Annotated in this window: 25 protein-coding genes and 1 pseudogene; 16 read left to right on the forward strand and 10 right to left on the reverse strand. The window is 68.9% G+C overall.

Annotated features, from left to right (window positions below):
- Positions 1–130: 130 nt before the first annotated feature.
- Together ACIPXC_RS11005 and ACIPXC_RS11010 are read left to right on the forward strand one after the other, a co-directional pair.
- On the forward strand, positions 131–373 hold the full coding sequence (locus tag ACIPXC_RS11005) for a hypothetical protein (protein WP_401615698.1): 243 nt from the start codon (positions 131–133) through the stop codon (positions 371–373).
- On the forward strand, positions 370–816 hold the full coding sequence (locus tag ACIPXC_RS11010; protein ID WP_401615700.1) for a DNA-binding protein: 447 nt from the start codon (positions 370–372) through the stop codon (positions 814–816). The genes ACIPXC_RS11005 and ACIPXC_RS11010 overlap by 4 nt, the downstream gene beginning before the upstream one ends.
- A gap of 91 nt (positions 817–907) precedes the next feature.
- Here the strand turns inward: ACIPXC_RS11010 and ACIPXC_RS11015 are convergent.
- Both ACIPXC_RS11015 and ACIPXC_RS11020 read right to left on the reverse strand, forming a co-directional pair.
- Positions 908–1,096 (reverse strand): annotated as a pseudogene (locus ACIPXC_RS11015) (FAD-dependent oxidoreductase); the annotation flags it as partial.
- Between the two features lie 101 nt (positions 1,097–1,197).
- Complete coding sequence (locus ACIPXC_RS11020; protein ID WP_401615701.1) at positions 1,198–1,575, reverse strand: ATP-binding protein; 378 nt, start codon at positions 1,573–1,575, stop codon at positions 1,198–1,200.
- A 312-nt stretch (positions 1,576–1,887) separates the two neighbouring features.
- On the opposite strand from ACIPXC_RS11020, the gene ACIPXC_RS11025 reads away from it, so the two are divergent.
- From ACIPXC_RS11025 to ACIPXC_RS11050, 6 genes are all read left to right on the forward strand, one after another.
- Positions 1,888–2,742 carry a helix-turn-helix domain-containing protein gene (locus ACIPXC_RS11025; RefSeq protein WP_401615703.1) on the forward strand — a complete coding sequence of 285 codons (855 nt, stop codon included), beginning with the start codon at positions 1,888–1,890 and terminating at the stop codon, positions 2,740–2,742.
- 9 nt (positions 2,743–2,751) lie between these two features.
- Positions 2,752–2,955, forward strand: a complete 204-nt coding sequence (locus ACIPXC_RS11030; RefSeq protein ID WP_382637625.1) for a DUF397 domain-containing protein — start codon at positions 2,752–2,754, stop codon at positions 2,953–2,955.
- A 744-nt stretch (positions 2,956–3,699) separates the two neighbouring features.
- Positions 3,700–4,542, forward strand: coding sequence for a hypothetical protein (locus tag ACIPXC_RS11035; protein ID WP_401615705.1), 843 nt, complete (start codon positions 3,700–3,702; stop codon positions 4,540–4,542).
- Positions 4,502–5,998: a B12-binding domain-containing radical SAM protein gene (locus ACIPXC_RS11040; protein ID WP_401615706.1), complete on the forward strand. Its 1,497-nt coding sequence runs from the start codon at positions 4,502–4,504 to the stop codon at positions 5,996–5,998. The genes ACIPXC_RS11035 and ACIPXC_RS11040 overlap by 41 nt, the downstream gene beginning before the upstream one ends.
- Entirely contained in the window at positions 5,995–6,642 is a 648-nt protein-coding gene (gene tmk, locus ACIPXC_RS11045; RefSeq protein WP_401615708.1) for a dTMP kinase, read from the forward strand. The genes ACIPXC_RS11040 and tmk overlap by 4 nt, the downstream gene beginning before the upstream one ends.
- A 4-nt stretch (positions 6,643–6,646) precedes the next feature.
- Positions 6,647–7,093, forward strand: coding sequence for an NUDIX domain-containing protein (locus tag ACIPXC_RS11050; RefSeq protein WP_401615709.1), 447 nt, complete (start codon positions 6,647–6,649; stop codon positions 7,091–7,093).
- A 132-nt stretch (positions 7,094–7,225) separates the two neighbouring features.
- Here the strand turns inward: ACIPXC_RS11050 and ACIPXC_RS11055 are convergent, their stop codons facing one another.
- A complete protein-coding gene (locus ACIPXC_RS11055) occupies positions 7,226–8,509 on the reverse strand; it encodes a geranylgeranyl reductase family protein (RefSeq protein ID WP_401615711.1) in 1,284 nt (427 codons plus the stop codon).
- A gap of 97 nt (positions 8,510–8,606) precedes the next feature.
- Here ACIPXC_RS11055 and ACIPXC_RS11060 point away from each other — a divergent pair, with 97 nt between their 5' ends.
- The 4 genes from ACIPXC_RS11060 (at position 8,607) to ACIPXC_RS11075 (ending at position 12,804) form a co-directional block, all read left to right on the forward strand.
- Entirely contained in the window at positions 8,607–9,128 is a 522-nt protein-coding gene (locus ACIPXC_RS11060) for a GNAT family N-acetyltransferase (RefSeq protein ID WP_401615713.1), read from the forward strand.
- A gap of 18 nt (positions 9,129–9,146) precedes the next feature.
- Positions 9,147–9,473 carry a hypothetical protein gene (locus ACIPXC_RS11065; protein ID WP_401615715.1) on the forward strand — a complete coding sequence of 109 codons (327 nt, stop codon included), beginning with the start codon at positions 9,147–9,149 and terminating at the stop codon, positions 9,471–9,473.
- A gap of 332 nt (positions 9,474–9,805) precedes the next feature.
- Complete coding sequence (locus ACIPXC_RS11070; protein WP_401615717.1) at positions 9,806–12,034, forward strand: glycoside hydrolase domain-containing protein; 2,229 nt, start codon at positions 9,806–9,808, stop codon at positions 12,032–12,034.
- A gap of 29 nt (positions 12,035–12,063) precedes the next feature.
- On the forward strand, positions 12,064–12,804 hold the full coding sequence (locus ACIPXC_RS11075) for a hypothetical protein (protein WP_401615719.1): 741 nt from the start codon (positions 12,064–12,066) through the stop codon (positions 12,802–12,804).
- Positions 12,805–12,862: 58 nt separating this feature from the next.
- On the opposite strand, the gene ACIPXC_RS11080 is transcribed toward ACIPXC_RS11075, so the two are convergent.
- The 5 genes from ACIPXC_RS11080 to ACIPXC_RS11100 form a co-directional block, all read right to left on the reverse strand.
- On the reverse strand, positions 12,863–13,780 hold the full coding sequence (locus tag ACIPXC_RS11080; protein WP_401615888.1) for a glutaminase: 918 nt from the start codon (positions 13,778–13,780) through the stop codon (positions 12,863–12,865).
- A gap of 62 nt (positions 13,781–13,842) precedes the next feature.
- Positions 13,843–14,535, reverse strand: coding sequence for a demethylmenaquinone methyltransferase (locus ACIPXC_RS11085; RefSeq protein WP_401615720.1), 693 nt, complete (start codon positions 14,533–14,535; stop codon positions 13,843–13,845).
- A gap of 102 nt (positions 14,536–14,637) precedes the next feature.
- Positions 14,638–15,918, reverse strand: coding sequence for an ABC transporter permease (locus ACIPXC_RS11090; protein ID WP_401615722.1), 1,281 nt, complete (start codon positions 15,916–15,918; stop codon positions 14,638–14,640).
- Positions 15,915–16,646, reverse strand: coding sequence for an ABC transporter ATP-binding protein (locus tag ACIPXC_RS11095; protein WP_401615724.1), 732 nt, complete (start codon positions 16,644–16,646; stop codon positions 15,915–15,917). Before ACIPXC_RS11095 ends, ACIPXC_RS11090 begins: the two co-directional genes overlap by 4 nt.
- Positions 16,643–17,827: a peptidoglycan-binding protein gene (locus tag ACIPXC_RS11100; protein ID WP_401615726.1), complete on the reverse strand. Its 1,185-nt coding sequence runs from the start codon at positions 17,825–17,827 to the stop codon at positions 16,643–16,645. Before ACIPXC_RS11100 ends, ACIPXC_RS11095 begins: the two co-directional genes overlap by 4 nt.
- Positions 17,828–18,387: 560 nt before the next feature.
- Between ACIPXC_RS11100 and ACIPXC_RS11105 the strand changes: the two genes are divergently transcribed.
- The 4 genes from ACIPXC_RS11105 to ACIPXC_RS11120 all read left to right on the forward strand — a co-directional run bounded on the left by ACIPXC_RS11105 (position 18,388) and on the right by ACIPXC_RS11120 (position 21,551).
- The gene (locus ACIPXC_RS11105; protein WP_401615728.1) at positions 18,388–18,786 is read left to right on the forward strand and encodes a hypothetical protein; all 399 of its coding nucleotides are present in this window, start codon (positions 18,388–18,390) and stop codon (positions 18,784–18,786) included.
- An 88-nt stretch (positions 18,787–18,874) separates the two neighbouring features.
- The gene (locus ACIPXC_RS11110) at positions 18,875–19,849 is read left to right on the forward strand and encodes a hypothetical protein (protein WP_401615730.1); all 975 of its coding nucleotides are present in this window, start codon (positions 18,875–18,877) and stop codon (positions 19,847–19,849) included.
- Positions 19,850–20,054: 205 nt separating this feature from the next.
- The gene (locus tag ACIPXC_RS11115) at positions 20,055–20,966 is read left to right on the forward strand and encodes a DUF3152 domain-containing protein (protein WP_401615731.1); all 912 of its coding nucleotides are present in this window, start codon (positions 20,055–20,057) and stop codon (positions 20,964–20,966) included.
- Positions 20,967–21,017: 51 nt separating this feature from the next.
- Complete coding sequence (locus ACIPXC_RS11120; protein ID WP_401615733.1) at positions 21,018–21,551, forward strand: response regulator transcription factor; 534 nt, start codon at positions 21,018–21,020, stop codon at positions 21,549–21,551.
- On the opposite strand, the gene ACIPXC_RS11125 is transcribed toward ACIPXC_RS11120, so the two are convergent.
- Entirely contained in the window at positions 21,517–22,161 is a 645-nt protein-coding gene (locus ACIPXC_RS11125) for an imidazolonepropionase-like domain-containing protein (RefSeq protein ID WP_401615735.1), read from the reverse strand. The genes ACIPXC_RS11120 and ACIPXC_RS11125 overlap by 35 nt on opposite strands.
- A gap of 13 nt (positions 22,162–22,174) precedes the next feature.
- A complete protein-coding gene (gene mqnC, locus ACIPXC_RS11130) occupies positions 22,175–23,374 on the reverse strand; it encodes a cyclic dehypoxanthinyl futalosine synthase (RefSeq protein ID WP_401615737.1) in 1,200 nt (399 codons plus the stop codon).
- Positions 23,375–23,443 lie beyond the last annotated feature (69 nt).

A 23,443-nucleotide genomic window follows, 5' to 3' on the forward strand; every position in this document is an offset into this window, starting at 1 on the left:
GGCCACCGTGGTCTCGCCGAGTTACAGGCCATTCGCGGGACACCCCGCGCCAGGCCCGGCGGAACGGGGGCCCTTGCGCGGACCACGCAACCCACGAGATTCTTCCTACCGACGGTGTTACGTTTTAGGTATGAGCAGCCACGTAACCCACCAGGCCGCCGAGCGGGCCGGTAAGAGATCGGTGTCGCTGGCGCAATCGTTGATCAAGGAAGTCGAGGAGCGCACCGGCAAGAACGGCTTCTCCTCCGTTGTGGCCGAAGCCCTGGAGGAGTGGCTCGCCGCTCAGAAGCTCCGCGAGGTCGTCGCCGCCGACCGAAAGGCCTTCGGCCCCGTTTCCGCCGAAGCCAGGCGGCAGGCGGAACAGGAGTGGTGAGCAAGCGCCTCAAGATCAAAGCCAAGAGCGAGGGCACGCTCATCCTGGACGCCCAAGGGCTTTCCCTGCACGTCGACGGCGACGAAGGGATGCGAGCGCGCATCGAGGTGGCTCAGCAGAGCGGCCGGCGCGTGGCGCTGTCCGCCCTGACACCCCTGGAAGTACGCCGGACCGGGGAAGCCGCCAAGCGGCTCCAGTTCCTGCTGTCCCGGTTCGACGTGAAACCGGTCAACGACGCGGTGACGGACGCGGCGGCAAAGCTGCTGGACGCCTCGGGCCTTGACGGACACGAATGCCTCGTGGACGCACTAGTGGTCGCCACGGCCGCGCTCTGCACGCCCCCGGTCCTGCTCGCAACCTCCGACAAGTCGCACATCCCGGCCCTGTGCAAGGCCGCCGAGGAGCTTCCCGGTTCCCCGAAGGTGAAGATCATCAATGTCTGAGGGTCAAGCCGAGCCTGACCTCACCGCCCCCCTGGTTCTCCTGCCTCAGATCTGAGACAGACGGACCGGGGATGTCAAACGGCTTGAGTCATCACGCTTTCGGAGCGACCTTCGAGAGGCCGTTGATGATGCGGTCCATCGCGTCGCCGCCCGCCGGATCCGTCAGGTTGGCCAGCATCTTCAGCGTGAACTTCATCAGCAGCGGGTGGGTCAGGCCCCGCTGCGTGGCGACCTTCATGACCTTCGGGTTGCCGATCAGCTTCACGAAGGCGCGGCCCATAGGTCTCCTTGAGCACCTTCGGGCGACCGTCAGGCCGATGCCGGCGAGGATCAGAGCGGCGACGCCCACCAGGACGTACAGCGGGTCGAGGTCGAGCAGGCTCACGCTGCCTCCCCGTACGCGAGCATGAACTGCACGCGCTTGCCGAGCTCGCCATTCGGGACGGCGCGCAGGTTGCTGGCGTGGGCCCTGATCAGGTTCAGGCCCCGGCCCTGCTCCTCTCGCCACGACGGAAGTGGGCGGGAAGGAGGAAGCCACCCGGGCCGATCATCGTCTACCCACACCGTGACGGCGGTTGGCCCGAGGGATACCTCGACCGTGATCCGGTCAGAGCGGGTGTGCCTGTAGGCGTTCGTGACCGCCTCGGACGCGCAGAGCCGCGCCTGATCAGCGATCTCGCCGTGCCCGAATGCCACCAGCAGCAGGGCAAGCCAATCACGGACGATCTTCGGTGTGGTCGCGGCGCGCGGCGCCGTCATGCGGTAGTGCTCCCCGTCCTCGGATGGACGGGCAAGGGGTAAGGCACTCGTGTTCACTTCGTCTCCCAACGCGGTTGAACTCGCGCTGCCCGCCATGCGTGGCGATGGCCACCCCCGGGGTGTGACGTCTGCGCCTCGCTACAAGGCGCGCGTCAGCGGCTGCACTTCGGTCTTACTGGCGTGCGACGCGGTGCTGCCAGGACCGTAGGGTAAAAGGTTGGACCGGTACAACCCTGTACCGTCAAGAACTCCTGCGGGTGGACCCGTGGCCCCGCAACCGGCAAACTCAGGTAGGACAAGGGGAAGGGACACATGCCGCCGAGGGACAATCCGACCGCCCGACAGATCCGTTTGGGCTCTGAGCTGCGGAAGCTGCGCGAGCGCGCTGGCATGACCGCACGTGACGCCGGCGGCCTGCTCTCCACCGACGCGGCCAGGATCAGCAACATCGAGGCCGGCCGCCTCGGCATCAGCGAGGAGCGCATTCGCAGGCTGTTCACCTTCTACCAATGCGACGACAGCGCCCTGCTCTCCGCGCTGTGCGTCATCGCCGGAGAGCGCCGGGGGACACACTGGTGGGACGACTACCGCGGCATTCTCGCCCCTGGATTCCTCGACATCGCCGAACTCGAACACCACTCGCCAGAGCTCCGATGCCTGCAACCGATGACGTTCCCTGGTGTCTTGCAGACCGAGGAGTACGCGCGTGCGCTGTTCGCAGGCGTCATCCCCCAGGTACCGAGGGACGAAGTAGACGCCCGAGTCGAGCACCGCATGAAGCGCCGCGCGATCTTCGACCGCGACACGCCTCCACGGCTCGAGGCAATCGTGCACGAGGCTGCTCTTCGAATGCGGGTCGGTGGTCGGAAGGTGGCCCGAGCGCAGCTCGAACACCTGCTGCAAGTATCCGAGCAGGAGTGGATCACACTCCGAGTGATCCCCTTCACCGCCGACGACTTCATCGAGGTCACGCAGACCGTGATGTACGCGAACGGCGCCGTTCCGCAGCTTGACACCGTCCACATCGACACGCCTTTCGGCGGTCGCTTCCTGGACACAGCCGCAGACCTCGACCGGTATAGAGCCCTGCTCAACTTCGCCGAGCAGACCTCACTCGACCCCGACGAGTCGCGAAGTTTCATTCACCACATCGCAAGAGAACTGTGAGAAATCAGGATGAACAGCGAATTCAACTGGCAGAAGTCGAGCTTCTCCGGGGGCGGCGGCGAACAGTGCCTGCACGTCGCCGAGGGGCACGACGGCGCAATCCTGCTCTGCGAGAGTGACGACCCGGCGAGCATCATCACCACGTCACCGGAGAAGCTCGCGGCGTTCATCGCGGGCGTGAAGGCCGGCGAGTTCGACCACTTCGTCAACTAAGGACGCCTGCCCGCTCGGCGCCGCGGGCGTCGACAACCCCCCACCTGACCAGGGACGGGGGGTTTTGCATAGGCCAGTCTGCATGTTTGTACCGGTCCACCCTTGCAACCCCAATATGTGTAGCGCTACGGTATCCCTGCGTTACCACGGTGAGGCGCGGCCATTGCTTGCACCGTGCCTGACATGACCTAACTTCGCCCGCTGTTGCACTGGTTGGGCGAGTCTCTCCCCAGGGCTGCACCAGCCTGCCGTTCCAAATGTGGCCCGGCAGAGAGCAGCCAAGACGCCGTGGCAGGGAGTACGAATGCCGGCGCTACGCCCTCACACGGCCGCCGCAGGTCCAAGGTTGCAAGCGTCGGCCAGTCGCAACCAGGCCGATGCGGTGAGCACCACAGTCGAGCACGGGTTCGTCCTCACCGTTGTGCGGTTCGAGTCGCGGAACTCGGGTGAAGCCGTACCGGTCGAGACTCCTCGCGCTTTTCCCTCCACAAGCAGTGCGATACGCGCCATGCTCGTGTTCGGAATGACCCCACAGGAGATCACGCGAGCGGTCGAGTGGGCGGATACGGGATGGCTCTACGCCCTCGAGTTGCTCAACTCCGGCCATCACTGCGGGTTCACCGTGGTATTCGGAAGCGGAGCGGTTGCCGAGTGGGAGGTGCGCCCCGCGCGATACCTCGAACTGCGGCGGATCAGTTCCTGCTGCTCTGCCGAACATACCTACTCCCGACCGGAATTGAGCTCATGAGCACAACGATCACCACCGAACACCCGGCATGGCGAGCCACCCATGAGGGTGAGCAGGCCCGCCTCATCGAGCACCAGGGCACCACGTGGCTTGTCGTCTGGCACCAGGCGGCCGAGCACCTCGCGTTGTGGCCCATCACGGGCGATGCCGCCGCTGATCAGCCGCCCGTCGCCTACACATCCCCCATCGACCTGCCGGCCGCTCCCGACCACGCCGAGCCGTTGTTCGACGAGTTGGTGAACCTCGGCACCGTGGCGCGGCTCACCAACCCCTCGTTGTGGGACGCGATCGTGACCGCGATCCTCCGGCAAGTCGTCACCGCGCAGCAGGCCCGGAAGCGACACCACAGCCTCTACGCCGCCTACGGCCGCACCGTCCCCACGGCAGCGGGCGCCCTCTCCCTCACACCGACCCCCGAGACGCTGCTGCGGCTCTCAGTCGACGGATACGCGGCGGTCGGGTGCAAGTTCAACGAAAGCGCATTGCGCGCCGCCGCCGAGGCGTACCTCGACTGCGGCGAGAAGTGGGCGACGCTCGACCCCGAGAGCCTGATCGCCGAGCTCATCGAGGTGCCCCGTATCGGACCGTGGACCGCCGCCGCCGCGGCGGCCGACTACACGGGCGACTTCTCGATCTACCCGCACGGCGACCTCGCCGTGCGGACATGGGCCCGCAAGGCAGCCCCCCATCTCACCTTCCCGAGTACCGACCGCGAGTTCGAGTCCCTTTGGCGCCAATGGGCGCCGTCACGGTCCCAACTGCACGCCCTGACCCTGTTCACACTCACGTGGGGGAGCCATGACCTCAACGGCCACGGAGGACAACCGCACCGCCCCTGATCTGATCGCCGGCGCCGACCCCGACCGCGTGCTCGACGCCCTGTTCGTGAACGCGCCGCTCCGCGACTACAACCTGCGGCCCCGGACCAACGACTACACCCTGCCCGTACTCGGCATGGCGTACATCGCCACCTACGCGCAGCAGGCCGGATTCAACGTCGGCGTACTCGACGCCGAGGCGCACGGGCTCGGCGTCGACGAAACCGCCCGCCTGATCAATGACGTGCGGCCCCGATGGGTGGGGATGAACGTGCTCGCCCCCACGTACGAGATGTCGGCCCGGATCGCGGCCGAGCTCGACGACGGGATCGCCCTCATGGTGGGCGGGCACCACGCCAAGGCCGTGCCCGACCGCATCCTCGCCGACCTCCGGATGCGCAACCTGCGCGCCCTGGTGATCGGCGAGGGCGAGACTCGTGTCGCCGCGCTGCTCGCCGACGAGCGCCGCCGCGCCGAGCTGCCCGGGGTCATGTGGCGCGACCGCGTCCTCGGAACGCACGCCGCCGGGATCGCCCGAGGCGACACAGCCACGTGGTTGAGCCCGGACATCGACGCCTTACCTCTGGTGAACCGCGAGTTCCTGCCGCAAGACCCGTACCTCGCGGACGACGGCCGGATCGAGGCGAACATCGTCGGCGCGCGTGGGTGCCCGTACGACTGCACGTTCTGCGGCGCCGCGGTCTCCGCGAACCCGGACGTCAAGATCAGGACCCGTTCACCCGAGGGCATCGTTGCCGAGCTCGACCACCTGCACGGCATGTACGGGACGACCGCGTACCGATTCGTCGACGACCTGTTCCTCGGCGCGAAACGCGTGATCGTTCCCCAGATGGAGGCATTCACTCGGCACAAGATCGGCGACCGGTACGTCTGGGACGCCACCGGCCGGATCAACGTGCTCGACCGCCTCGACGACACCATGCTGGACACGCTCAAGGCCAACGGACTGCGCGAGGTCGCCCTCGGGATCGAGTCGGGCAGCGACCGCGTGCTCGCCGGCATGGACAAGCGGATCACGGCCGAAATGACCGAGCGCGTCGCAGGCCGCCTGCTACAACGCGGTATCGGAGTGAAGGGGTATTTCATCCTCGGATACCCCGGAGAGGAGCAGGCCGACCTCGACGCGACCGTGCGCCACATCCACAACCTGTGGAACATCGCGGACCGGCACTCAGGCGGCCGATTCCGGGCGAGCGCGTTCGAGTTCCGGCCCTACCCCGGTACGCCGGTCTGGAACACGCTCACCGAGGCCGGACACGACCCCGACGCCCTGCTCGCGTACTCCGACGTCGACCTCACCGCGGACGGCGCAAACGAGGGCATGAGGCAGCGCGACGAGTTCAACTTCAGCGTGGGCATCCAGTTCGGCACGGTCCCCCTCCCCAAGCTGCGCGCCACCCTCGCCGAGATCACCCGTAAGCAGCACGACCGCAACCGGATGGGGGTCGCAGCATGAGCCGGCACCCCGGTGTGTTTGTCTCGCTCGACGGCCCGAGCGGGGTTGGCAAGTCGACCACATCCGCCGAGGTCGGCCGACTGCTCGCGCAGCAGGGAGCCAAGGTCCACCGGACGACCGAGCCCTCGACGAGCGAGCTCGGCGAGTTCACCAGAGCCAAGGCGAACCACATCCACGGACGGGCCCTCGCCTGTCTCGTCGCCGCGAATCGGTACGAGCACATCGACGTCGAGCTCGATCCACTACTCAAGGACGGCTGCACCCTGGTCTGCGACCGCTACCTCGCGTCGAGCCTCGTACTCCAGCGGCTCGACGGCGTACCCGAGCCGTTCGTGCTCGCGCTGAACCGGCACGTCCTCCTGCCCGATCTCGCCGTGATACTCACCGCGGACCCTGAGAGCATCGCGGCCCGCATCGCCAAGCGCGGGAAGCGCCACCGCTTCCACGACGACCCCAACGGGCCGGCACGCGAGGTCGAGCTCTACCGCGAGGCAGCACAGACCTTGATGGCCCTCGGCGTCGAGGTGCTCGTGCTCGACACCACCGACGCCACCCCTACGGACGTAGCAAAGCGAATCGCCGACGCCGTACCCCGCCCAGGGGTAGCGTCGACAGTCCCAACCGGCCCGACGACCCCACGGTGAGCACATGAACGCGGCAGCACCTGCAACCCCCGTGATCGACACGCACGTAATCCTGCGCAGCGGCGACAAGGTGCTGCTGTCGCAGCGCGGGGGCCCGTACGGCTACGGACGGTGGCACGCCCCCTCGGGCAAGCTCGACGCCGACGAGCCGTTGACCGTGGGCGCGGCGCGAGAACTGCGCGAAGAGACCGGCGTCGAGGTCGACCCCGCACACCTGCGCCTCGTGCACGTCGTCCACCACAAACAGAACCCCGAGGTCGAGCGTATCGGCCTGTTCTTCGAGGCCACGGAGTGGGACGGCGAGCCGGTGAACCGCGAGCCCGAGAAGTGCCTCGATCTGCGCTGGTGGTCCGTGCACGAGCTGCCCGAAGACATCATCGAGTACCCCGCCGCCGGCCTGCTCGGCTACCTGCGAGGCAACGACCAGGCCCTCACCGAACACGGCTGGTAAACCCGGAACGCACTCCGCCCGCCGAGCGCAGAACACGCTTGGCGGGCGGAGGGATGTCTACGGCGGAAAGGGACCAAGGCCGAGGGCCCCACCGGCACACCCCCGCGCGAACCGGGGTTGCCGGTCGAATGATCACGAACGCGGGGCCACCTTCGAGAGGCCGTTGATGATGCGGTCCATCGCGTCGCCGCCCGCCGGATCCGTCAGGTTGGCCAGCATCTTCAGCGTGAACTTCATCAGCAGCGGGTGGGTCAGGCCCCGCTGCGTGGCGACCTTCATGACCTTCGGGTTGCCGATCAGCTTCACGAAGGCGCGGCCCAGCGTGTAGTAGCCGCCGTAGGTCTCCTTGAGCACCTTCGGGTAGTTGTGCAGCGCCAGCTCGCGCTGCGCCGGGGTGGACCGGGCGTGCGCCTGCACGATGACGTCGGCCGCGATCCGGCCCGACTCCATGGCGTACGCGATGCCCTCGCCGTTGAACGGGTTGACGAGGCCGCCCGCGTCACCGACCAGCAGCAGGCCCTTGGTGTAGTGCGGCTGCCGGTTGAACGCCATCGGCAGCGCGGCACCGCGGATCGGCTGCGTCATGTTCTCCGGGGTGTAGCCCCAGTCCTGCGGCATCGAGGCGCACCAGGCCTTGAGGACCTCGCGCCAGTCCAGCTCCTTGAAGGCGGAGGAGGAGTTGAGGATGCCGAGGCCGACGTTGGACGTGCCGTCTCCCATGCCGAAGATCCAGCCGTAGCCGGGCAGCAGCCGGTCCTGCGGACCACGCCGGTCCCACAGCTCCAGCCAGGACTCCAGGTAGTCGTCGTCGTGCCGCGGCGAGGTGAAGTACGTGCGCACCGCGACGCCCATCGGACGGTCCTCGCGCCGGTGCAGGCCCATGGCCAGGGACAGCCGCGAGGAGTTGCCGTCGGCGGCGACGACCAGCGGGGCGTGGAAGGTGACCGGGGTCTTCTCCTCGCCCAGCTTCGCCTGCACCCCGGTGATCCGGCCGGTGCGGGCGTCACGGACCGGCTCGCCGACGTTGCAGCGCTCGTACAGCCGGGCGCCGGCCTTCTGCGCCTGGCGGGCCAGGATCTCGTCGAAGTCGTCGCGCTTGCGGACGAGTCCGTAATCCGGGTAGGAGGCGAGTTCCGGCCAGTCCAGCTGGAGCCGCTGTCCGCCGCCGATGATCCTCAGGCCCTTGTTGCGGAGCCAGCCGGCCTCTTCGGAGATGTCGATGCCCATCGCCACCAGCTGCTTGGTGGCACGCGGGGTCAGGCCGTCGCCGCACACCTTCTCGCGCGGGAACGCCGTCTTCTCCAGCAGCAGGACGTCCAATCCGGCCTTGGCGAGGTAGTAGGCGGTGGTCGAGCCGGCGGGCCCGGCCCCGACGACGATCACGTCCGCGGAGTGTTCGGAGAGGAGCTCGGTCACTGCGGGGTCTCCCGAAGGCTCGATAAAGGGTGCCAGTCGGCACCGGACACGTGCAGTCTATGCAGCGAGAGTGATCGCGATCCGAAGGGCTGCCCCGATGACGACTTCGCCGACCCGGCCGCCGCTCCCCGCGGTGCGGCTGCGCGTGCCCACCGACGAGGATGCGCACGCCTGGCACCGCGTCTTCAACGACGCCGATGTCATGGAGTTCCTCGGAGGCCCCGCCGAGTTGTCGGAGTACGAGGAGTTCACCGCGCGCCAGCGGATGCACGACGCACAGCTCGGCGTCTGCCTGTGGACGCTGCTGGACGGCGACGACGAGGTGATCGGCTTCACCGGGGCGCAGCCCTGGCCCGCGGACAAGGCGTGGGGCCCGGTCGGGGAGATCGAGATCGGCTGGCGGCTCGGGCGGACGGCCTGGGGCCGCGGCTACGCGTACGCCGCGGCGCTGGCCACCCTGGAGCGGGTCCGTGAGGCCGGGATCCCTAGGGTGGTGGCGATGATCCACGCCGGCAACGCCCGTTCCGTGGCCGTGGCGGAGCGGCTGGGCATGACCCTGGCGGAGGAGTTCACCACCCCGGGCGGCAGCCCGGCCCGCCGCTACGCGCTCGCCCTGTAGAAGGAAAGAGAACGATCCGTGTCCCACGACGCCCCCAGTCGTCCCTCCACCACCGTCACCCGTGCCTCTTCCGTGCTGACGGTGTGGTGGGCCGCGTCCCCGCTCGCCCTGATCGCCAGCTACCGCCTCACGGCCGTCGCCCCCCTCCTGGTGTGGCTGGCCCTGACAGGTGTGGTCGTTGCTCCCGTCGCCGGGCTCGTACTGGCGCATGCAGGGGGCCATCCACGTGCACGCCAGCGCTTCGCCGTCATGACCGGTGTGTCCCTCGCCGTGTGCGTCCTCGTCTACGTCTTCTGGCAGTTCGCCATGGAGTGCGCTCCGGGCGACCCTTCCTGCTCCCCGTAGCAACCACCGTCCGGAATAGCCAGTTCCGCACCTTGCCCGCCACCGAATGCACCTTGGTACCTGCCTCACCCCTTATGCGCAATAGGATATTTTCGGCCAATCTTCACGGAACCAGCCTCCCCGGGCAGGGCACGAACGCCCCTTCGGTTAGGTTGATCAACAAGTGCGGGCGCTTTCGGCTGTCGACCGAGATCGCCGGACCGGTGCAGGGGGGAACGAACGCATCGGTTTGCTTATGAGCGCTCCGTCGCGCACGCCCGCGCCCCTTCAGACCACACTGCTGCTCAGGCCGGCGCCCCACCTGGTTGCGGCGCATCGACAGGAGTTCGAGCATGGCCGACGAAATGGTGCTCAGGGCCCAGAGCTACCTCAACACCACTTACCGGGGAAAGCTGGGGATCGAGCCGCTCATCGAAAACGGCATCACCAGCTGGAAGGTGATGTTCGCGCTCACCCGAGCCCTTCAGTACGAGCTCGGGATATCGTCCCTGTCCGACACTTTCGGACCCACGACGCTGAACACCCTGCAGTCGAAATTCCCGACCATCAACAGCGCGACATCCAACAAGAACATCGTCTGGATCGTCCAGGCCGGCCTCTACTGCAAGGGCTACGACGGGGGCGCCTACGACGGTGTCTTCAGCTCCCGCGTGTCGGCGGCCGTCACCAAGCTGAAGCAGGACATGGGGGTGGCCTCCACCTACCCCGGAGACGGCTTGGTCCCCAAGGTCTTCAAGGGCCTGCTCAACATGGACGCCTACGTCACCGTCAACAGCGGTTCAGAGAACATCCGGGCCGTCCAGCGGTGGCTGAACGGCTCCTACGTCAACCGCCGGGACTTCTTCATCATCCCGGCCGACGGCCACCACTCCCGCGACGTCGCGAAGTCCATGCTGTTCGCCGTACAGTACGAGCTGGGCATGGCCGACGGCACCGCCAACGGCGTCTTCGGACCCGGCACCCGGAGCGGACTGAAGAGCCACACCGTCTCCACCGGATCCTCGGGCACCTGGGTCCAGCTGTTCTCCGGCGGCATGGTCCTCAACCAGCGCCCCGTGTCCTTCACTTCCAGCTTCACCAGCACGCTCGCCACGGCCGTCAGCAACTTCCAGTCGTTCGTGAAGCTGCCCGTCACCGGCGCCGGCGACTTCTCCACCTGGGCCTCCCTGCTCGTCTCCTACGGCGACCAGTCCCGCAACGGCGAGGCGTGCGACGGCATCACGCTGATCACGCCCGCCCGAGCCGCCACGCTGAAGGCCCAGGGAATCAAGTACGTGGGCCGGTACCTCACCAACCCCGTCCCGCCGAAGGACGACAAGGACCCGTTGCGCCACAAGGCGATCCAGCCCGGCGAGCTCAAGACCATCGCCGACAACGGGCTCCGCTGCTTCCCGATCTACCAGACCTTCGGCCGCGACGCCTCCGACTTCAGCTACCCCCTGGGCCGTGCGGCTGCCCAGTCCGCAATCAACGCAGCGCTGGACCACGGCTTCAAGCCGGGGACCCGGATCTTCTTCGCAGTCGACTTCGACGCGCTCGACCAGGACGTGTCCAACAGCGTCCTGCCGCACTTCAAGGGCATCCAGGACGCCATCGCCGACGACGGCAACCGCTTCGCCGTCGGCGTCTACGGTCCCCGCAACGTCTGCACCCGCGTGGGCGAGGCCGGTCACGCCTCGGCCTCGTTCGTCTCCGACATGTCGTCCGGTTTCTCCGGCAACTTCGGCTACCCGATGCCCGCGAACTGGGCCTACGACCAGATCGTCACCCGCACGATCGGATCCGGTGACGGTGCGATCAACATCGACGTCAACATCGCGTCGGGGCGCGACACGGGCCAGAGCTCCTTCAACACCCCCCGCACCGCGCTCCCGGACACCAACCTCGCCTCCAGCGTCATCGGGGCGATGCGGACGGACGTCGGCAAGTACATGGAGTCGATCGGCTTCCCCAACGACGGCGGGGTCAGGACGTACGGCCACGAGACGTGCTTCCGCAGGGTCGTCGTCGAGTGGGACACCGTGATCACCCAGCTCGCCTACAAGTACAAGATGCGCAAGGCACTCATTCAGACCTCGTGCTACTGGGAGATGCGGCACATCGACGCCATCGACCTCGGGGTGGACGCGGCCATCCGCACCAAGTACCTGGCCGGCAGCTCGTTCGAGGACAGCTCGACCGGAATCGCCCAGATGTTCGGCAGGACCGCCGTCCTGGCATGGAACTACGCCATCCAGAAGGGCTACGCGACGGGCACGATCCGCAACGTCGACAGCGACAAAGACAAGTTCGAGCTCTGGGACAAGCTCCGGGAGGACGACTCCTTCGCCATCCAGAGCGTTCCCCTCGTCCACCTCTGGAACGCCGGCGGCGCTCCCGGCAACTCACCCGCCGAAACGGTCCTGAGGCCCATGAGCCTCGACTACACGGAGAGCGAGATCTACCAGATCCTGCGCCGCTACCAGGGGACCGCGGACTCGGTGGCCACCGAGCACGCGAAGAAGCGCCTGGCGCTCTACCAAATCATGGAGAAGTACAACTCCATTTCCCGCAACGTCTGACGCCGACCATCGGTACGAGGAGACAAGAAGTGACCGGAAAGATCTCTCGCCGCACGGTCCTGCGGCGCGCCGCCTTCGTGGCGGTCGGCGTCGCGGTCGGCTCGCAGCTGGCCACACCCGCCCACGCCGTGGGCCCCGCCCCCGACCCGGCCCACGTCCGGGACGCGATCAAGAAGGCCCAGGAACGCGAGAAGCGCGTCCAGACCGGCATCCCCTCGACGAACGGGTGGGAGATGGAAAAGGTCGCCGACGACCACGGCAGCGTCTACACCCGGCCCGTCACCGGCGTCCCCGTCGGTGGGATCCAGATGCGGATGGCCGACGTTGAGACCGTCCTGGTCCACGTGGTCCGCCGGTTCCACTACGAGGTCGAAACCCTCCGCGGCGGCGACGTCACCGGCTGGGCGCAGCCCGACTCCGTGCGCAAGGGCCTTCCCGAATCGAACCTCGCGTCCGGTACCGCCGTGCGGATCCGCTCCGGCTCCTACCCGGTCGGCGCGCGCGGAGGCTTCTACCCGCTGCAGGAAGTGACCCTGCGCGACATCCTCGCCGACTGCGACGGAGTGGTGCGCTGGGGCGGCGACGACGCAAAGCCGGACGAGTCGCTCTTCTACATCGACGTGCGGCCCGGCGACGAACGGCTCGGCAAGGTCGCGGCGAAGATCTGGGAGTGGAACTACACCCCCGGCCAGGGATCGGGAGTCCTCGTGGACACCTTCCAGCCGCAGCGCCGGACCGCCGCCGATCAGCTCGCAGGCCGGCAGTCCTGATCACCGGGAGCGGGTCCGGGCCGCCCGTGCCCCTGCCCGCTCCCCCGCCGGACACCCCCTAGAAGACGGACAGGCCCGTCAGGGTCGTGAAGCGGTCCAGCGCCGCAACGCCCGCGACCGAGTTGCCGCGGGCGTCCAGGCCCGGACTCCACACCGCGAGGGTGCACCGGCCCGGGACGACGGCGACGATCCCGCCGCCCACCCCGCTCTTGCCGGGCAGTCCGACGCGGTAGGCGAACTCGCCCGCCGCGTCGTACGTCCCGCAGGTCATCATCACCGCGTTGACCTGCTTGGCCTCGCTGCGCGTCAGCAGCCGCGAGCCGTCGGCGCGCAGCCCGTGCCGGGCCAGGAACAGTCCGGCGCGGGCCAGGTCGGCGCAGCTCGTCTCGATGGAGCACTGCCAGAAGTAGTGCTCCAGCAGCGCCGGCACCGGGTTGTCGATGTTCCCGTACGAGGCCATGAAGTGAGCCAGGGCCGCGTTGCGGTCCCCGTGGCCCTGCTCGGAGGCGGCCACGTCGGCGTCGAACCCTATGTCCGGGTTCTGGCTCTCCTGCCGCAGGAACTGCAGCACTTCGCTGCTCGCGTCGCCCGTCAGCGTCTGGAGCCGGTCGGTGACCACGAGGGCGCCCGCGTTGATGAACGGATTGCGCGGAATGCCGTTCTCGTACTCCAGCTGCACGAGCGAGTTGAACGGGTTGCCCGAGGGCTCCCGGCCGACCCGCTCCCACAGGCTGTCGCCCCCCTCGGCCAGCGCCAGCGCGAGCGCGAAAACCTTGGTGATCGACTGGGCGGAGAAGGGCACCTGCCAGTCCCCCACCCCGAAGACGTTGCCGTCGAGATCGGCGATCGCCATCCCGAACTGCCCCGGGTCGACGGCGGCGAGCGCCGGGATGTACTCCGCGGGCGTGCCGCTGCCCAGCAGCGGGGCGATGTCGGCGGCGATCCGCTCCAGCAGGGGCTTGTAGTCCGTGGACACGGCGCCGGGCGGCACGGCGTCGGGCGGCACGGCGTCGGGCGGCAGGGCGTCGGGCACGGCGGTCAGTCCTTGGTTCCTCTGTGCAGCGCGACGATGCCGCCGCTGAGGTTGCGCCAGGCGACCTTGGACCAGCCGGCCTTCTGCAGCAGGGCGGCCAGCGCCGGCTGGTCGGGCCATTCCCGGATCGACTCGGCCAGGTACACGTACGCGTCGGGGTTGGACGACACGGCGCGGGCGACGGGCGGCAGCGCCCGCATCAGGTACTCGGTGTAGACGGTCCGCAAGGGTGCCCAGGTGGGCTGCGAGAACTCGCAGATCACGACCTGCCCGCCGGGCTTGGTCACCCGGTACAGCTCACGCAGCGCCGCGTCGGTGTCCTGCACGTTGCGCAGGCCGAAGGAGATCGTCACCGTGTCGAAGACGTCGTCCTTGAACGGCAGCCTCGTCGCGTCGCCCGCGGTCAGCGGAAGCCAGGCGTTGCGCTTCTTGCCCTCCGTGAGCATGCCCAGGGAGAAGTCGCACGGGACCACGTACGCGCCCGTCGCCGCGAAGGGCAGCGAGGACGTCGCCGTACCGGCGGCCAGGTCGAGGACCTTCTGTCCGGGGCGCGCGTCGACCGCCTTGGCGACCTCCTTGCGCCACACCCGGTCCTGGCCGAGCGAGAGGACGTCGTTGGTCAGGTCGTAGTTCGCCGCGACCCTGTCGAACATGGAGGCGACTTCGTGCGGCTGCTTGTCCAGGGAGGCCCTTGTCACTGGCGTTCGCCCCTCGTGTTGCGATGCGGATCGGCGGGTACGGCCCCATCCTCTCAGGTCGCGCGGGCCCCGCCGGTGCCGCCTCCCCGGCGGGCGCCCCGCTCAGCGGCGCAACGCCTCGGCCGGTTCGATCCGGGAAGCACGCCATGCCGGATACAAGCCTGCCAGCACCCCGGTCAGCAGTCCGATGGCGGGCGCGGCCAGGACCGTCAGAGGGTGGATGACCGGCGTCCATTCCCGGAACAGCGCGACGAGGACGACCGTGACGCTCCCCAGGGAGGTACCCACGAGCCCGCCCAGGGTGCCGAGAGCCCCGGACTCGGCCAGGAACTGCAGGCTGATGTGACGCCCGCGGGCGCCCAGCGCGCGGCGTAGCCCGATCTCGCCGGTTCGTTCCAGGACGGCCACCAGGGTCGTGTTGGCGATTCCGACCGCCCCGATGATCAGGCAGATCCCGGCGAGAACGAGGAAGAGCTGGCCGAGGTCCGAGGACACGTTCGTCCGCAGGCTCTTCGGATCTGCCGGTGCGACCGCCTTGAGGTACTCGGGATGGTCGGGGCGCAGTGCGGTCGGGGCCAGTTCCGCGACCTGACGGGCCGCCCCCAGCTCGGTAGCGATGATCATCCTGGCGTCACCGCCCAGGGGAGGCCCGAACACCTCCTCGGCCGTGCTGCGGGGCACGACGACGGACAGCAGCAGGTCCGCCTTGCGCTCCACGTCGCCGATGATCCCCACGACGGTGAACGGCTCCTCGCCGATGAACACGGCGGGGTGCATTGCGACCGTGGTGATCCCGAGCCGGGCGGCGGTGGCCGCGCCGAGGACCGCGACCCGCTGCCGGCTCTCGGAGTGGTAGTCGTCGAAGAGCCTGCCCTGGTCCAGCGTCGGTACGGCGGCCCGCAGGGCGCCGGGGGACGCGGCGACCACGTCGAGCCGCTCGCCCTCGGAGTCCGCGCCGACGGGCGAGGAACTCACGATGGCGGCAGGGGGGAGCCGCACGCCGTAGTACACGCCTGCGTCCTTGACACCGTTCAGGCGGCCGATCCGCCGGTCCGCATCCGCGGGGAAGCCCGGGCCCGCGAATTCGTTCCGGCTCTGTGCCACGTCCTCGACGGTCACCTCCGTGGCACTCAGCACGTTGAAGCGTGCGTCGATCTGGGACGACGTCGTCGCGGTCAGGCCGAGGATCGCGACGAACGACCCGACGCCCAGCACGGTGCCCAGGGCCGTGAGCATCGAACGGGCGGGACGCTGCAGAATTCCGGCCAGGGACTCGGCAAGCGCGTCACGCGCCGCCAGCCTCGAGTGCGGTACGAGGCTTCGTGGCGGTCCTTCCGACCGGAAGCCACGGATGCGGGCTCGGACTCGAACGCGACTCGTCATGCGATCGCCTCGACGCATACCGCGTGCTCGGACAGAACGCCGTCCCTGATGGTGACGGTGCGCCCGCCACGCTGCGCCACCTCCGAGTCGTGTGTGATGACGAGGACGGTCATCCCGTCGCGGTGCAATTCATCTAGCAAACGCAGGACCGTCTGCGCATTGGCCGTGTCCAGGTTCCCGGTCGGCTCGTCGCAAAGCAACAAAGAGGGGTTGCCGACCAGGGCGCGTGCGATGGCCACTCGCTGCCGCTCGCCGCCGGACAGCCTGGCGGGGAGTGCGTCGACGCGATGGCCGAGCCCCACCCTCTGGAGAACCTCCCTGGCCCGTGACAGGCGTTCACGACGCGGAACCCCGTTGTACAGCATGGCCAAGGCCACATTCTCCTGCGCCGACCGGTGGGAGAGCAGGTGGAAGGACTGGAAGACGAACCCGATGCGCCTGCCGCGCAGCGCGGTGCGCCCCGCGTCTCCGAGGGTGCCGGTGTTGATTCCGTCCAGAATGTAGGTCCCCGAGGTGGGCACGTCCAGCAGTCCCGCGATATTCAGGAAGGTGGACTTGCCCGAACCCGAGGGGCCGATGATTGTGACGAACTCCCCTGCGTCCACACGGAGATCGCCGGGACACAACGCCTCGACCGGCGGGGGACCGGGGTAGGTGAGTCCGACCTGTCGGAACTCGATGACGGGTGGCTTGTCATCAGCCTCCGGGGCGACCGGCACGCCCGTCACGGCTTGCCCGCCTTACCGCCGCGTGCTGCCGGAATCTGCTTCACTCCGGTGACCACGTCGTCCCCTTCACTCAGGGTGCCCGGGGCGCTGGGGACGACTTCGATGAAACCGTCCCCGACGGTGCCCGCCCTGACCCCGACCCGCTTCTGGGTGCCGGAGGCGTCTACCACGGTCACACTGGTGAGGCCGTCCGCTCCCGCCGATACGGCACTTGCGGGCACGACGAGGGCGGCGCCGTCCGTCGCCGCCGCCTCGATGGTCAGGCGTACGTCCTGCCCCGCGAGCGAAGGGTCCAGCGGCTTGTCGGAGCGAACGACGAGGGCGTAGCCCGATTGCCCTGCGGGCCCCTGCCCCTGGTCTGAGTCCTGACCGGTTCTGCCGCCCTGCGGGGCTGCCTTGGGGACGGACAGCTTGTCGTCCACCGACTGCACCTGTGCGGCCGCGGTGATGCGGCTCACCTCTGAATGGATCTCCACCTTCTGCCCGGCGCGCACCAGGCCCTTCTGATGCTCCTTGAGCTGCGCCCGCACCACGAGCTCCCCGGCTGAGAGGGTCATCGCGGGACCGGAGATCTTGCTGCCGATACTCACGTTGACCGCGTCTACCCGAGCGGGGAGCCCTTCCAGGAAGACCACCTCTCCGGCGGGCAGCATCGGCCCCGTCTTGGCCTGGACGTCGGCCAGCCGACGGCGAGCCCTGTCCAGGTCCTCCTGGGCCCGGCTCGCCGTCAGTTGCGCATCCGGCCCTGCGGGGGCCGGCTTGCCGGAGGGCGTACCCGAGGCCGCAGCCGCCGTGCCTCCGGGGCTCGCGGCCCAGGCAGCCGTCCGGGCGTCCTGCAGGGCCCTTTCGGCGCCGCTCACCGCATCCTGCGCCGCGTTCACGGCCTCGCCGCCGTCTGCGGCCGCCTGTATCGGGTCGTACCCGATCGAGGCGTAGAAAGCGGTCAGCGCGGCCTTCGTGCCGGCGCCGAACTGGCTGGCTTTGTCGCCTCCACTGCTGTGGCCCATTGCCGCCAGTCCCCGCTGGAGCTGCGCGACGTCGTCGCCTGTCGCTCCGGGCTTGAGGTCGCGGTAGACGGGCGTCTTCCCGGGGAGCACAAACAGCGGGCGCCCGGAGACCTCCATGAGCACCCGGCCCGCAGCGGCCTCACTCCCCTGTGTAAGCGGCAGCTTGGTCACCACCGCCGCCGCGGCACCTTCACCTCCTCCGGAGGGGGCGACCTGGACCGTCTGCGTGGCGCTCGCCGTACCCCGGACTATGAGCGTGTCACGGAGCACTCGCTTCTCGACCCGGGACGTCAGCACATCCATCGGGGGTGGGCCCGCTTCAGCGGCCGCCTGCGCCGGCGACTTGATCACGAAGGACGACCCCATACCGACCGCGGTGAGCAGCACGGCCCCGCCCGCCACGGCGCCTATCCAACGGCGACGGCGCGAAAGTTCGGTCGGCGCCGGGGCCTTCTGAGAAACCACGAGTTCCGACTCTTTCATTCCACTCCCCCACGATCCGGATCGCACAGCTCCACTTATGTGACCGTGTGTCAACTTCCAGCGGGAGCAGACCTCTGCACCGCATCACTCGATCCATATCAGGTTGCAAGGATGCATGCATGTCGCATTAACTGGCACGCGACCAGGGCTTTTCGAACTCTAACCGAACAGCCCGCGCGACTTGTGAGTGACGTTGGGAACGTCGGTCATCTCACAGATCAACACACTTGACAAACGGGAGAACATTTCTCATGCGCACTCGCAGCGTACTGCGTGGCTTCGCCGCCGCCGCCCTCACCCTCTCCGTTCTGGGCCTCACCATGAGCACGGCGTCCGCCTCGGGCTGGAAGGACGGGTGGCTCGACAACACGGAGTTCGGCCTCTTCTGTCAGTCGGACTACAAGAACTCCGTTTTCGACCTCTCCGCCAGTGACGAGAACTTCGGCGACGACTTCTTCAAGGGGTCCAAGAGCTGTGCCGGCCAGATGGTCAACGAGAACACCGCGTCGTACATCAACAACAGCTGCGGCTTCTTCGTCTACACCAACACCAACATGATGGGCGACAAGGGCTTCATCCCCGAGGGTCACCGGGGCAATGCCTCCGCGAAGTTCAAGAACCGCATCTCCTCCGCCTTCCGCTACTGCTGACGGGCAGAGCGTGCCATCGGTATGCCGCCCACCGGTCCTGCGCCAAGCGGGCGGCGTACCGCGCCCCATTGTTGCCCCCGGAGCACCCGTGATCCCCTCACACACCGCCTGTACACTTCCCCGCCTGCTCACCACCATCGGGTTGCTCGCCGCGCTCTCCTTGACCGGGTGTTCCTCGACGAATTCCGGCGCCGACAGCGACGCCCGCGAACCCGAGGTCGGAGCCACTCCCCAAGTCCTGAACTCGGCCGGACTCAAGCTCCCGCTCGATGCGTACATCGCACGCGGCGACCGGATCGCATTGCTGACGCGAGCCCAGAACACGCTCATCGACCAGTGCATGAAGCGGTACGGATTCAGGTACGTGGGCCGGGGAGGCGACCCCTTCCCGGATGACCGGGCCCGGCTGTACGGCGTGTCGGACGCCGAGACGGCGACTCGCTACGGCTACAAGAACCCCAGCTCCCCTTCAGGCGGCGGACAGCAAGCCGCCCCGCAACCGCAGCTCGGCCCCAATGAATCACTGTTCCTGAATGGCGAGAAGGACTTCGACCCCTCCAAGCCGGTTCCGATGAGTCAGGAGGAGGCCGAACAGACCGGCCAGGGCGCGATCAACGTCGACGGGCAGAAGGTACCGGCCGGCGGGTGTCGCCGTGAGAGCTATCTCAAGCTCTACGCTCCGACCAAGGACGCGGTCGACATAATGCTCCCTCAGAACATGGTGACCGACTCCTATCTGCGGTCCGGCGAGGACAGCAGGGTCCGCAAGGTCACTGCGGAGTGGTCCGCCTGCATGGCCGAAAAGGGGTACAAGACCGACGACCCGGTGTCTGCGCAGGATGACCTCGGGTTCCAGTCCGCGCAGAACTCACCCCAGGCGATCACAGCGGCGCGGCAGGACGTCGCTTGCAAGGAGCGCACCAACCTGGTGGGCGTCTGGCACACCACGCATACCGCCTACCAGAATCGGCTGATCGAGAAGAACGCCGAGACCCTGGACCTGGCGAAGAAGCAGCTGGAGGAGCGGCTGCGGCTGGCCGCACAACTCACCGGCACGGGCTGATACCCCGCCCGGGCGGCGCGGGCTCCGCCGTACCGCGCCGTGCCGGTCCCGTACCCGACCGTAGAACTGGTCCGAAGGACAGTTACGCTGCTACGTCGCATGCGCGTTGACTGCCAGGGTGCGGCCCGGTGAGGGTCACCCACCGGATCAGAACCGCAACCGTGGGCGGGTCCGGCAGTGGCCGCCACGAACAGGAAGCTTCACGATGCCGGCAGGCCATTCCACCGGTCGTTCCCGCCGTGACGGCCCGCGCGCCAGGCGCCGGGCCGAGCGGCGCAGGCGGCTGCGGCGCACGATCCTCATCGGCTCGGCGGCACTCGTCGCCGTCTCGGCGACCGCCTACGCGCTGCTCCCCGAGGACGAGACCACCACGGCCGCCAAGGGGCGCACCGCCGCCCGGCCCGACGCACCGGACGGAGAGGGCACCGACGCCGAGGGGAACCCGCTCCCGCAGGGCGGCGCGAAGTCCCCCGAGGCCAAGCCGTCCCCCGCCGCGCCCCCGCCGCAGCCCGCCTCGCCCTCACCCTCGCCGTCCACCGGTGCCCCCGCGACGCCCGGCAAGCCCGGCACCTTCGCCGGGTCGACCGCCTCCGGCGGCGTGCAGGGCAAGGGGACGACCCGGCGCTGGCGGCTGGAGGTCGAGGACGGCAGCGGAATCGACCCGGAGGCGGCGGCCCGCTCCGTCGAGGCGATCCTCGGCGATCCGCGCGGCTGGACCAAGGACCCCCGGTACGGCTTCCAGCTCGTGGGAGCGGACCAGCCCGTGGACTTCACCGTCAAGATCGCCTCGCCCGGGACCACCGATCTCCTGTGCGACGTGGTCACCCCCGAGCTCATCGGCGAGACCAACTGCCGGGTCGGCCACACCGTGGTGGTGAACCTCAAGCGCTGGAAGGAGGGTTCGCCGCAGTTCAGCGGCCCCGTGGAGGAGTACCGGGCGCTGATCGTCAACCACGAGGTCGGCCACGAGATCGGCCGCGGCCACGAGGGCTGCCCGGGCCCCGGAAAGCCCGCCCCGGCGATGATGCAGCAGATCAAGGGCCTGGGCGGGTGCAAGTCCAATGCCTGGCCGTTCGACGCGAACGGAACCTATCTGTCGGGTCCGCCCGTCCTCTAGGGAAAGGACGGCCGCCGGAGGGGCCGCCCGGGGGGATCGAGGAGTGGAACCGTGCGCGTCGTCAGCTTCAGCGTCCCACCGTGGTTCCCCTCGTACGAGGAGCCGGACGGGCCGCCGGCGCAGCACGGGGCCCCGTCGTTCGAGGCGCTGCTGACCGATCAGGAGTCCGCGGTGTTCCTGTGCCTGGCCACCGGCGCCTCCAACCGGGAACTCGCCGGGGAACTCCAACTGTCCGTCAGCACCGTCAAGTTCCACGTCGTGAACATACGGGCCAAGCTCGGCGGGATCAGCCGCCTCCAGGCCTGTCTGCTGGCCGCCCTCGCCCGGGAGGGCAGCAGACCGGCCGGCCTCCCGCCCCGCGAGCGGACACCCGCCGCCGACGGACTCGGCGGCGGCGGGCTCGGCGACGGGCTCCGTGGTGACGACCGGTCCCCCGGCGACCGGCTCAGCGGCGACGGACTCGGCGGCGACGGGCTCGGCGACCGGCCCAGCGGCGACGGGCTCCGTGGTGACGGGCTCCGTGGTGACGACCGGTCCCCCGGCGACCGGCTCAGCGGCGGCGGTGGAGCAGCCGTCCCCCGATGACCGTGGCCACGCACGTGGTCGCGCCCCGCGCCAGCAGCTCGGCCTCGTCCGCCACCGCGAACACCGCGAAGCGCGCCGCCGCGCCCGGCTCCAGCACCCCGTGGAAGGCCTCCGCCGCCGCATCCCGGCCCGCGAACGGATCCAGGGCCGGCCGCCCCTCGTAGGGCGCCGGCGGCAGGATCGTCAGGCCCGACCGGGACAGCGCCGTGCGCACCGCCGCGACCGTGAACCGGCCGCACACCGCCACCACCCCGCGGGCCAGCAGCCGCTGGGAGCCGCGCCGTGCGCTGTTGCCCCACCGCGCCTCGGTCATCTTCAGAGCGTCCAGCGCTTCCGCACCGCTGATCGGGTCCGCGCCGAGCTCCGTGACCTCGTACGGGTCGTCCGGGTAGTACGTCCGCTCCAGCAGCTCGTCCGCCCCGCGCACCAGCAGCCCCGGGGTGAGCACCCCGGGCCAGCGGCGGACCCGGGCGTGCGAATGGGCCGCGCCGAGCTCCTCGTACGGACCCACGCGGGCGATCCGGTCCCCCTCGACGAGGACCGCACCGCCTTCCAGCGGCGCGGATCCCCCTCCGGTGACGAGGAGTTCGGCGGCGTGCAGCGTCAGCATCGTGTCGGACGCGTCAGTTCGCGGAGATGAGCTTCAGCTCGGGGTGCGCGGTGCCGCCCTCGATGGCGGTGGAGGAGATGTGCGAGACGACGCGGTCGTCGGCCGGGTCGTTCGCCGGGTCGTCGTGCACCAGGAGGTGCTCGTACGTCGTCGCGCGCTGCGCCGGCGTACGGCCCGCCTTGCGGATCAGGTCGATGATCTCCTGGCGGTTGGAGCGGTGCTTGGCGCCGGCCGAGGAGACGACGTTCTCCTCCAGCATGATCGAGCCGAGGTCGTCCGCGCCGTAGTGCAGCGAGAGCTGGCCCGCCTCCTTGCCGACGGTCAGCCAGGAGCCCTGGATGTGGGCGATGTTGTCGAGGAACAGGCGCGCGATCGCGATCATGCGCAGGTACTCGAAGATCGTCGCCTGGGTCCGGCCCTTGAGGTGGTTGTTCTCGGGCTGGTAGGTGTACGGGATGAAGGCGCGGAAGCCGCCCGTGCGGTCCTGCGTGTCGCGGATCATCGCGATGTGCTCGATGCGCTCGGCGTTGGTCTCGCCGGTGCCCATCAGCATGGTGGAGGTGGACTCCACCCCCAGCTCGTGGGCGATCTCCATGATCTCCAGCCAGCGCTCGCCGGACTCCTTGAGCGGGGCGATCGCCTTGCGCGGCCGGGCCGGCAGCAGCTCGGCGCCGGCGCCCGCGAAGGAGTCGAGGCCGGCGGCGTGGATCCGCTTGATGGCCTCCTCGGCGGAGACGCCGGAGATCCTGGCCATGTGCTCGACCTCGGACGCGCCGAGGGAGTGGATGACCAGCTGCGGGAAGTCCTTCTTGATCGCCGAGAAGTGGTGCTCGTAGTACTCGACGCCGTAGTCCGGGTGGTGGCCGCCCTGGAACATGATCTGCGTGCCGCCGAGCTCGACGGTCTCCGCGCAGCGGCGCAGGATGTCGTCGAGGTCGCGGGACCAGCCCTTCTTCGCGTCCTTGGGGGCCGCGTAGAAGGCGCAGAACTTGCACGCCGTGACGCATACGTTCGTGTAGTTGATGTTCCGCTCGATGATGTACGTCGCGATGTGCTCGGTACCGGCGTAGCGGCGGCGGCGCACCGCGTCGGCCGCCTGCCCCAGCGCGTGCAGCGGCGCGTGGCGGTAGAGGTCGAGCGCCTCTTCCCTGGTGATCCGGCCCCCCGCTGCGGCGCGGTCGAGGACAGACTGGAGAACGGCCTGGTCGGTCACCGGGAGTCACCTTTCGGCGGTGTGTCTGTGTCAAGGTCCGGACCGATCCAGCCTACGCCAGGGCCCGGC

The sequence above is a fragment of the Streptomyces sp. NPDC090021 genome, assembly GCF_044748225.1.
Classification (GTDB): domain Bacteria; phylum Actinomycetota; class Actinomycetes; order Streptomycetales; family Streptomycetaceae; genus Streptomyces.